Source organism: uncultured Clostridium sp. (assembly GCF_937920395.1).
Classification (GTDB): Bacteria; Bacillota; Clostridia; order Clostridiales; family Clostridiaceae; genus Clostridium_AD.
The window spans coordinates 1-9,841 of sequence record NZ_CALEVF010000067.1 but is presented as its reverse complement, the minus strand read 5'-3'; the positions used below and the strand labels follow the sequence as shown (position 1 = coordinate 9,841).

The following is a 9,841-nucleotide window of genomic DNA, read 5'->3' as shown; positions in this document are numbered from 1 at the left end:
TCATGTTTTACCTAAGTTAAATAAGGGGGTACTACTATGGAAGATAAAATTTTAAATGAAACTGAAATGGGTGTTGTTAAAATATCTGAGGATGTAGTTAGTGTCATAGCGGGACTCGCTGTTGCTGAAATAAAGGGAATTGTTGGAATGAGCGCTAGTCTTGTTGGTGGAATAACTCAAATATTAAGTGGAAAGAAAAATTTATCTAAAGGCGTTAAAGTCAATGTTGGAGAAAATAGTGCAATAATTGATTTACACGTTGTAGTTGAATATGGTATTAAAATTCCAGAAGTAACTGAAAAAGCACAAATAAATGTTAAAAAATCCGTAGAGCTTATGACAGGACTTGCAGTATCATCAGTAAATGTGTATGTTCAAAATGTTGTATTACCTAAAACAGAAAAGCTTGAGGAAATAGAAGCATAGTAATAAACACCCTCTCTAATCGGAGGGTGTTTATTTATATGTTTGTTATTCTTATAATAAAGTATAGTATCGGATTGAAAAATTAGGAGGATTACTAATGAATAGAAGAAAGTCAAGAGAAACAGCAATGAAATTACTTTTTGAAATGTCAATAAACAAAGAAAAATACGAGGATATAATTGAAAACTTTAAAGAAAACACAGATGTTGATTTAAAGGACCTTGATATGTCATATATCACGAAGGTATTAGCTGGTATTCACGAAAATGGTAAAGAGATTGATAAAAATATTGAAAAATATTTAATTAAATGGAAATTAGCAAGGTTATCAAAAATGAATTTGGCTATATTAAGAATAAGTACATATGAAATATTATATGAGGAAGAAATACCTAATAGGGTTTCTGTAAATGAGGGAATAGAACTTGCAAAGATGTATGGTGAGGATAGCTCTCCAGCCTTTATAAATGGCATACTTGCGAAGATGATTTAATATATTAGCAGTAATAAGATAACTAGTCAGTATACTAGCCTATATTGTGACTTATTTAGTCTATGGAACATCTGATAGTACTAACTATTAGATTAGATTGACTTTGTAATGACGCAAGAATTGACGTGTATATCTGATTAGTTTTTTTATTTTGGAAAAAATAATTAAAAATATGTTAGAATATTCTGGTACTAGTTAATATTTTAAAATGTATAAAAGGAGAAAATTATATGGGTATTAGAGTAAATGGTAAGACAATAGTTGAAGTCTATAGAGATGAAATTAGAGCTATTATAAAGGATGGTATTAATAGAGGGCTTAGAGCACCATCAATTAAAACTATATTGGTAGGCTCTGACGGAGGTTCTTTATCATATGTAAAAAGCCAGAATAATTTATGTGACAAATTAGGGATATCTTACACTTGTATTCAATTAGAGAAAGATACAAGTCAAAAGGATATAATAGATGTTATAGAAAAATTTAATGAAGATACAAGTGTCGATGGAATAATAATTCAATTACCTTTACCTAAAAATTTGAATGAGAGAGAAATTACTTCTAAAATTTCATATAAAAAGGATATTGATGGATTAACAGATGTAAATATGGGTAGATTTTATAAGGGAGATAAAAGCTTTATTCCTTGTACTGCATTAGGGGTCATTGAAATGATTAAAAATACGGGATGTGATATTAAAGGTAAACATGCAGTTGTTATTGGCAGAAGCAATATCGTTGGAAAACCGGCTGCTCAATTATTGCTAAATGAGGATGCTACTGTAACGATATGTCATTCAAAAACAACTAACCTTGCAGAAATTTGTAAAACGGCAGATATAATAGTTGCAGCTATTGGTAAACCCGGGTTTGTGACAAGTAAATTTGTTAAGGAGGGAGCAATTGTTATAGATGTTGGAACTACAATGGTAAACAATAAAATTACTGGAGATGTAAATTTTTACGATGTTATTGATCATGCAAGTTTTGTTACCCCAGTTCCGGGTGGGACGGGACTGATGACGACAACGATGCTTATAAAAAATGCTTGCGCTTCGTGGAGGGATAATGTTTATTAAAGTAATAACAGTAACGGCTCTTAATGGGTATATTAAAAAAGTAATAGATAGTGATTTTATATTAAATAATGCCAATGTTAAAGGAGAATTATCTAATGTAAAACTTCATAGTAGTGGACACATATATTTTTCATTAAAAGATGAGTTTGGAAAAGTAAATTGTGTAATGTTCAAATCACAGGCTCAGAAACTTGTTATTATACCTAGGGATGGTATGAATGTTATAATTAGAGGGCGAGTTTCCGTTTATGAAAAGGGCGGAGCATATCAAGTCTATTGTGATTCTATGGAGACAGATGGAGAAGGTCAATTATTTTTAGCTTTTCAAAAATTAAAAGATAAACTATATAAATTAGGGCTATTTGATGAAGAGCATAAAAAAATAATACCTTCATTTCCTAGAAGAATAGGTATAGTTACATCACAAACAGGTGCTGCAATTAAAGATATTATTAATGTTGCAACAAGGCGTAACTCTAATGTTAACATGTTAATATATCCAGCTCTAGTTCAAGGAGTAAGTGCTAGCACTGAAATTGAAGAAGGTATAAAATATTTCAATAGCTCAAAAAATGTTGATTTAATTATTATTGCAAGAGGTGGAGGCTCTATTGAGGAATTATGGGCATTTAATGAAGAAAATTTAGCTTATGCAATATATAATTCTAAGATTCCTATAATTACAGGTATTGGTCATGAAACGGATTTTACTATAGCAGATTTCGTGAGTGACCATAGAGCTCCAACTCCATCGTCAGCTGCAGAAATAGCTGTGAGAAATTTAAAAGATTTAAATAATGAAATTAAATCACTTAGAGAACTTTTACTAAGATGCGCGGAATTTAAGGTTACTAAAGAATATAATAAAATTAATTTAATAAGTAATACTTTGAAAGTAAATAATCCTTTGAATTTTATAGTTAACCAATATACTCATATAGATAACTTAAAAGAAAATTTGAATTATAAAATTAAAGCAAAGATTTCAATGGAAAAGCAGAAACTTTCAAAATTAAATGCTCTAATGCATGCACATAACCCTTTAAACGTATTGAACAGGGGATATGCAGTACTTCAAACCCATGAAAATGATGTTATTAGTGAAATTAGCATTTTAAAAAACAATAAAGAGATAAAGATTACATTAAAGGATGGCACTGCTAGATTTAATATAAGCAATTTGGAGGAGTTATAATGGCAAAGAAAAAAGAATCTTATGAAACTATGATGGAAAGGCTTGAAAAAATTGTAGAAGTGATGGATGGAAATGAAGTAACACTTGAAGGGACAATGGTAAATTATGAGGAAGGTATTAAGATATGCAACGATTTGTATAAAATTCTTAATGACACAGAAGGTAAAATAAAAATATTAACAGCGGAGGGTGAAAAAGATTTTATTGCTAATGTAGAAGAGATTAAGAGTTAAGTATTCTAATGTGTTTTAGAAACTATAATGGAAAGAAGGAATAAAATGAATATGCAATTGATAAAAGAGTCTGTGGAAAAATGGATAGATGATTATTTTAAAGATAAGCCTGAAGATAGTAGTAAAAACTTTGAGGCAATGATTTATAGTTTAAAAGTAGGAGGAAAAAGAGTTAGACCAATTCTAATGCTTCTTACTTATGGCATGTATAAAAATGACTATAAGAAAATACTACCATTTGCTGCAGCTCTTGAAATGATTCATACATACTCACTTATTCATGATGACTTGCCTTGTATGGACAATGATGATTTACGTCGTGGTAAACCTACAAATCATAAAATCTATGGAGAAGCAGTTGCAGTACTAGCGGGTGATGGATTATTAAATGAGGCTATGATAATAATGCTAGATCAATGTTTAGATGGAAGTTTAAATACAATTAAAGCAAGTAATCTTATAGCAAAAGCTTCTGGCGCGCAGGGGATGATAGCTGGGCAAATTTCTGATATCTTAAGCGAGGGCATCACAATATCAGAAGAAGAATTATTGTATATGCATAAAAATAAAACAGGAGAATTAATAAAAGCTGCTGTGGTATGTGGAGCAACACTTGGAAATGCTGATCAGGGCGATTTAAGTTATTTAAAAGAGTATGGAGATAAATTAGGGCTAGCATTTCAAATAAAGGATGATATATTAGATGTAATTGGTGATGTTTCTATTTTGGGAAAAAACATAAAAAGTGATGAATCTAATAATAAAACCACATTTATAACAATGTATGGTCTAGAAAAATGCATGCAAAAGTGTAATAATTTGACTCAGGAGTGTTTAAAATTATTAAAACAAGTTAAGGTAAATACCGAGAACTTAGAAGAAATTACAGAATTTTTATTGAAAAGGGAATATTAAAAATAAAAACTATTATTTTAAACTGGTTTTTAATTATAAGTATTTCATAAATGTAAGTAATTGGAAATTAAAGTCGAAATAGCTTTTGAATTAAATAATATTATATGATATAATATTTCCATAAATGTGGGTTAAATAATATATTTTATAAAAGAGGATAGATATATGAGTAAAATACTAGAAAATTTTAATGATATAAATGAAATAAAAAAAATGACGATACAAGAGTTGAATGACTTTGCAAAAGAAATTCGACATTTTTTAATTGAAAAAGTATCAAAAACTGGAGGACATCTAGCTTCTAATTTGGGCGTAGTGGAATTAACATTAAGCTTATATAATGTTTTTGATTTTGATACAGATAAATTAATATGGGATGTAGGTCACCAATCTTATGTACATAAAATTCTTACGGGAAGAAAAGATAAATTTGATCTACTTAGAAATTATGGTGGATTAAGTGGTTTTCCGAAAAGAGAAGAAAGTAAATATGATATTTTTGATTCTGGACATAGCAGTACTTCTATTTCGGCAGGGCTTGGCATTGCTAGGGCTCGCGATTTACAAAAGGGAGACTATAATGTTATTTCAGTAATAGGCGATGGTGCACTTACTGGTGGTATGTCTTTCGAGGCATTAAATGATGTAGGATTTAGGAAAACTAAGATGATTATTGTGTTAAATGATAATCAAATGTCTATTTCTAAAAATGTGGGTGGTATATCTAAGTATCTAAGTCAGTTTAGGATTGACCCAACTTATAATAGAATTAAAAAAGAAATAAATTCTACACTTAGGAAAATACCTAGTGTAGGTGATGGAATGGTTAATTCGATTCAAAAGCTTAAGAATGGAATTAAGCAGGTAGTAGTTCCTGGAATGTTATTTGAGAATATGGGTATAACTTATTTTGGACCTATAGATGGACATGATATTAAAGAAGTGAGTAAGGTTTTGAAACTTGCAAAAAAAATAGATGGACCTGTGATTATTCATGTAATAACTAAAAAAGGCAAGGGTTATAAATTTGCTGAAGAACAGCCCAATAAATATCATAGTATGGGACCATTTAATCCAGCAAATGGAGAGTTATGTAGTGGTCACAAGGAAAGTTATTCTGGTGCATTTGGTGAGCAGATGGTAACTCTTGCAAAGGAGAACAAAGATATAGTAGCAATAACAGCGGCAATGCCTGAGGGCACAGGACTAGAAGCGTTCTCAAAAGAGTTTAAGAATAGGTTTTTTGATGTGGGTATTGCTGAGCAACATGCGGTTACTATGGCTGCAGGAATGGCATCACAAGGACTTAAACCAATTTTTGCAGTGTATTCTACATTTCTACAGCGAGCATATGATCAAATTTTACATGATGTATGTATTCAGAAATTACCTGTTATTTTCGCAATTGATAGGGCAGGTATTGTTGGACAGGATGGAGAAACACATCAAGGGATATTTGACTTATCATATTTATCTCATATTCCCAATATGACAATTATGGCGCCTAAATGTATAGGAGAACTTAAGAAAATGCTTACATTTGCAGTTAAACAAGATTATCCAATTGCTATAAGGTACCCTAGAGGTGGAGATAATTGTAATGTTAAAATGTCTCCTATTATTGACTTTAAGAGGGGAAAATGGGAGACTCTGTTTGAGGGTGGTAAAATAGCATTTATAGCTACAGGTAAAATGGTTCAAAATGCGATTTTAGTTAGAGAAAAATTATTAAATATGGGAATAGAAGCTACTGTGGTTAATGCATGTTTTATCAAGCCTATTGATAAAATGTTAATATCAAAACTTGTAGATGAAAATTACTCTTTAGTTACTATAGAGGATAATATAGTTCATGGTGGTCTAGGTTCTTTGGTATTAGAATATGTGAATTTATTGAACAAGAAGGTAAAGGTAATTAATTTAGGATTTAATGATGAATTTATTCCTCACGGATCAGTTGATATATTGTATAAGTTATATAAACTAGATGTAGATGGAATTTTTGATAGTATTTTAAAATTAGTCTAGTAATGATTTTATTGGGGTTTAAGGAGTTTTTTTATGATAGAAAATAAAGAGAGATTAGATGTTATTGTGGTTGAAAGAGGTATTTTATTTTCAAGAGAAAGAGCAAAAGAAAATATTATTGCTGGAAATATATTTGTCGATGGTATTGTTACTACTAAATGCGGAAAAAAAATTGATGTTACATCTAGTATTGAGTTTATTGGAAAAGACATCCCTTATGTTAGTAGGGGGGGGCTTAAACTTCAAAAGGCTATAGATACCTTTAAGATTGATCTTAAGGACAAAGTCTGTCTAGACATTGGTGCATCTACAGGAGGATTTACAGACTGCATGCTCCAACATGGAGCATGCAGGGTATACTCAATAGATGTTGGAACAAATCAGTTAGATGATAAATTGAGACTTGACACTCGAGTAATTTCTATGGAGAAAACAAACATTAGGTATTTAAATGAAGACAGTATTTGTGAACTTGCAGATTTTGCAAGTGTTGATGTGTCATTTATATCGCTTGAAAAAGTTATTCCCAATTTATTGAATCTATTAAAAAATGATGGTAGTGTTGTGGCATTATTAAAGCCACAATTTGAAGTAGGTATAGGTATAGTAAATAAAAAAGGCGTGGTCAAAAAAGCTAGTGACCATATCGATGTAATAGTTGGAGTACTAAAACTATTGAAAAACCTTAATGTAAAGGTTATTAATGTTGATTATTCATCAATAAAAGGGCCTAATGGAAATATTGAATATTTGATTTATTTTACTAAATCAAAAGGTGACTATATTGATTATGTTGAAGATAATGTAGCATTATTAGTTTCGAAGGCTCATAGAAGTTTAAATAATGTCAAAGGGGAATAATAAATAGTTTATTTGTGTTAAAGAACATGGCAAGGAGGAAATATGAAAAACATTGGCATTAATATAAATACTACTAAAGATAAGGATGGAAAAATCGGTAAATATGTAAAAAATATTATTAGTCAATATATTGATGATATTAATATATTTGTTTTTAAAGATTCCATTGGGCTTGAAAATATTAAATATAATTATTTGGATATTATTGTAGCTTTAGGTGGAGATGGTACTATCTTAAGAACATCTCGAAATTTAAATAATTCAAATATTCCAATACTAGGAGTGAACATAGGAAACTTAGGATTTCTATCCAGTGTGGAACTACTAGAATTTGAAACTGCTATAAAAAGAGTTATTGAAGATGATTATTATGTAGAAGATAGAATGATGCTTAATTGCACTTTGCCAAATAGGCATGAACTTGAAAAATACACGGCACTTAATGATATAGTTGTATCAAAGGGAACACTTGCAAGAGTTGTTAAATATGAACTTCATATAGATAATAAGTTTTACATCGATTTTACAGGTGATGGACTTATAATAGCTACCCCAACAGGATCTACAGCATATTCTTTATCAGCAGGAGGCCCTATAATATATCCTAACCTAGATGTTATAGAGGTAACACCTATTTGCCCATTATCGTTATCAATGAGAACTATAGTGCTTGATAGTAAAAGCAAAATATCTGTAAATATAAAATGTGAACATGAAAGTATATTTTTGACTTTAGATGGTCAAAGAGCAATAAAACTAAATAGTTATGAGGAAATACTAGTAAGTGTTTCACAGCAAAAATGTAGATTAGTTAAATTTAATGATTATAATTATTTTGGTATTCTGAGGAAAAAAATAATTTCTAGAACAACAGATTGTGAGGGAGAAAAAGATGAAGATATCGCGTCATGCAAAAATAATTGAGATCATTCAGTCTAAAGAAATTGAAACTCAAGAACAGTTAGCACAAGAATTAAAAAATAGTGGGTTTGATATTACTCAAGCAACTGTTTCTAGAGATATAAAAGAACTAAAATTAATTAAGGTTATGAATGCGTATGGAACTCACATATATTCGACTAGCTCGCCGGGTGATAGCTTTTTATCTAATAAATTGGTTAATATTTTTTCTCAAACCGTTTTGTACGTTGATCATGTAGACAAATTTATAGTACTTAAAACTATATCTGGAGCTGGAGCCGCAGCAGCTGAAGCATTAGATTCTTTGAAGCTTAATGGTATTGTAGGAACTGTTGCTGGGGATAACACTGTTTTTATTTTAGTTAGAAGAGAAGAAGATGCGAAAGAAATAATTCAAAAGGTTAAAAAAATGATTAGTGAATAGGAGGAATTAGTATGCTCCTACAATTAAATATTATGAATTTTGCCCTAATTGAAAAATTAAGTATTAATTTTGAAAGAGGTTTTAATGTTCTTTCAGGTGAAACAGGAGCAGGAAAATCAATTTTAATTGATGCTATAAATTATGTGTTAGGTGGTAAATTTAATAAGAACTTAATTAGAACAGGGGAAAATAAAACTTATGTAGAGGCCATTTTCACCATCGATACTCAAAATAATAAAGATGTTTTAGAGGAGATGGAGATTGATTATGAGGATACAGTATTCATAAGTCGTGAAACTTTTCAATCTGGAAAAAGTATTGCTAAAGTTAATGGTAAATCATTGTTACTATCGAAAGTTAAATACATTAGTAAGAATCTATTAGATATCCATGGGCAACATGATAATCATAACCTATTAGATAAGGCTAATCATATATTTTATGTAGATTCTTTTGGTAATGATAGACTTAGGGCTGCTATAAATGAATATAATGATAAATATATAAGAATGATAAATATAAAAAATAGAATTCTTAAACTTGAAGGCAATGAAGGGGAAAGAGATAAGAGAATTGATTTTTTAAATTATCAGTTAGAAGAAATTAAAAATGCAAACCTCAAAATCGGCGAGGATGAAGAACTTTTGGAAAAATATGCAATAGTTAGTAATTCGGAAAATTTAGAGAAACATTTATCTAAAAGCTATCAATTGTTATATACAAGTGATGAGGGAAATACCTCGGTATTGTATAATTTAGCTATGGCGATAAAAGAACTTCGCACTATTGAAAAACATATGGATAAAATAAAAGTAGTTACAGATTCTATTGAAGAAAGTTATTTTAATATAGAAGAAAATATCACAGAACTTAGAGATTTAAAAGAAACAATTTATTATGATGAAAAAGAATTGGAATATATGAATAGTAGAATAAGTCAAATTAATAATTGTAAGAAGAAGTATGCACCAACTATAAAAGAAATTTACCAATATAGAGATAAAATTGAATTTGAGTATGAAGAATTAATTAATAGTGGTGAAATAATTATTACTATTAAAAAAGAAAAAATAGCTCTTGAGGGACAAATGAAAATTATAGGGAATGAAATACATGAAATCAGATGCTCTACAGCAAAAAAACTTCAAGATAAAATAAAAGATGAACTTAATTATATTGGACTTGAAAAAAGTAAGTTTTTCATAGAAGTGAAACTTACAGATGAATTTTATAAAAATGGTTGTGATAAAGTTCAATTTTGCATAG

Annotated in this window: 11 protein-coding genes; all 11 read left to right on the top strand. The window is 29.6% G+C overall.

The genetic code is table 11. From position 1 onward, the window contains the following. The first annotated feature begins 36 nt into the window (after nt 1-36). A complete protein-coding gene (locus Q0649_RS07825) occupies nt 37-426 on the top strand; it encodes an Asp23/Gls24 family envelope stress response protein (RefSeq protein ID WP_298839780.1) in 390 nt (129 codons plus the stop codon). Between the two features lie 97 nt (nt 427-523). Beyond that, the gene (nusB, locus tag Q0649_RS07820; protein WP_298839777.1) at nt 524-919 is read left to right on the top strand and encodes a transcription antitermination factor NusB; all 396 of its coding nucleotides are present in this window, start codon (nt 524-526) and stop codon (nt 917-919) included. Between the two features lie 230 nt (nt 920-1,149). After that, the gene (locus Q0649_RS07815) at nt 1,150-1,998 is read left to right on the top strand and encodes a bifunctional 5,10-methylenetetrahydrofolate dehydrogenase/5,10-methenyltetrahydrofolate cyclohydrolase (RefSeq protein WP_298839774.1); all 849 of its coding nucleotides are present in this window, start codon (nt 1,150-1,152) and stop codon (nt 1,996-1,998) included. Further along, a complete protein-coding gene (gene xseA, locus Q0649_RS07810) occupies nt 1,988-3,193 on the top strand; it encodes an exodeoxyribonuclease VII large subunit (RefSeq protein WP_298839771.1) in 1,206 nt (401 codons plus the stop codon). Before Q0649_RS07815 ends, xseA begins: the two co-directional genes overlap by 11 nt. Continuing rightward, nucleotides 3,193-3,426, top strand: a complete 234-nt coding sequence (locus tag Q0649_RS07805) for an exodeoxyribonuclease VII small subunit (RefSeq protein WP_298839768.1) — start codon at nt 3,193-3,195, stop codon at nt 3,424-3,426. The genes xseA and Q0649_RS07805 overlap by 1 nt, the downstream gene beginning before the upstream one ends. A gap of 51 nt (nt 3,427-3,477) precedes the next feature. Then, a complete protein-coding gene (locus tag Q0649_RS07800; protein ID WP_298839785.1) occupies nt 3,478-4,341 on the top strand; it encodes a polyprenyl synthetase family protein in 864 nt (287 codons plus the stop codon). Nucleotides 4,342-4,506: 165 nt separating this feature from the next. Continuing rightward, complete coding sequence (dxs, locus tag Q0649_RS07795) at nt 4,507-6,369, top strand: 1-deoxy-D-xylulose-5-phosphate synthase (protein WP_298839765.1); 1,863 nt, start codon at nt 4,507-4,509, stop codon at nt 6,367-6,369. A gap of 33 nt (nt 6,370-6,402) precedes the next feature. Further along, a complete protein-coding gene (locus Q0649_RS07790) occupies nt 6,403-7,230 on the top strand; it encodes a TlyA family RNA methyltransferase (RefSeq protein WP_298839762.1) in 828 nt (275 codons plus the stop codon). A gap of 42 nt (nt 7,231-7,272) precedes the next feature. After that, a complete protein-coding gene (locus tag Q0649_RS07785; protein WP_298839758.1) occupies nt 7,273-8,154 on the top strand; it encodes an NAD(+)/NADH kinase in 882 nt (293 codons plus the stop codon). Next, complete coding sequence (locus Q0649_RS07780) at nt 8,123-8,575, top strand: arginine repressor (RefSeq protein WP_298839754.1); 453 nt, start codon at nt 8,123-8,125, stop codon at nt 8,573-8,575. The genes Q0649_RS07785 and Q0649_RS07780 overlap by 32 nt, the downstream gene beginning before the upstream one ends. 11 nt (nt 8,576-8,586) lie before the next feature. Further along, a partial coding sequence (locus tag Q0649_RS07775) for a DNA repair protein RecN (RefSeq protein WP_298839751.1) occupies nt 8,587-9,841 on the top strand: 1,255 nt, incomplete at its 3' end.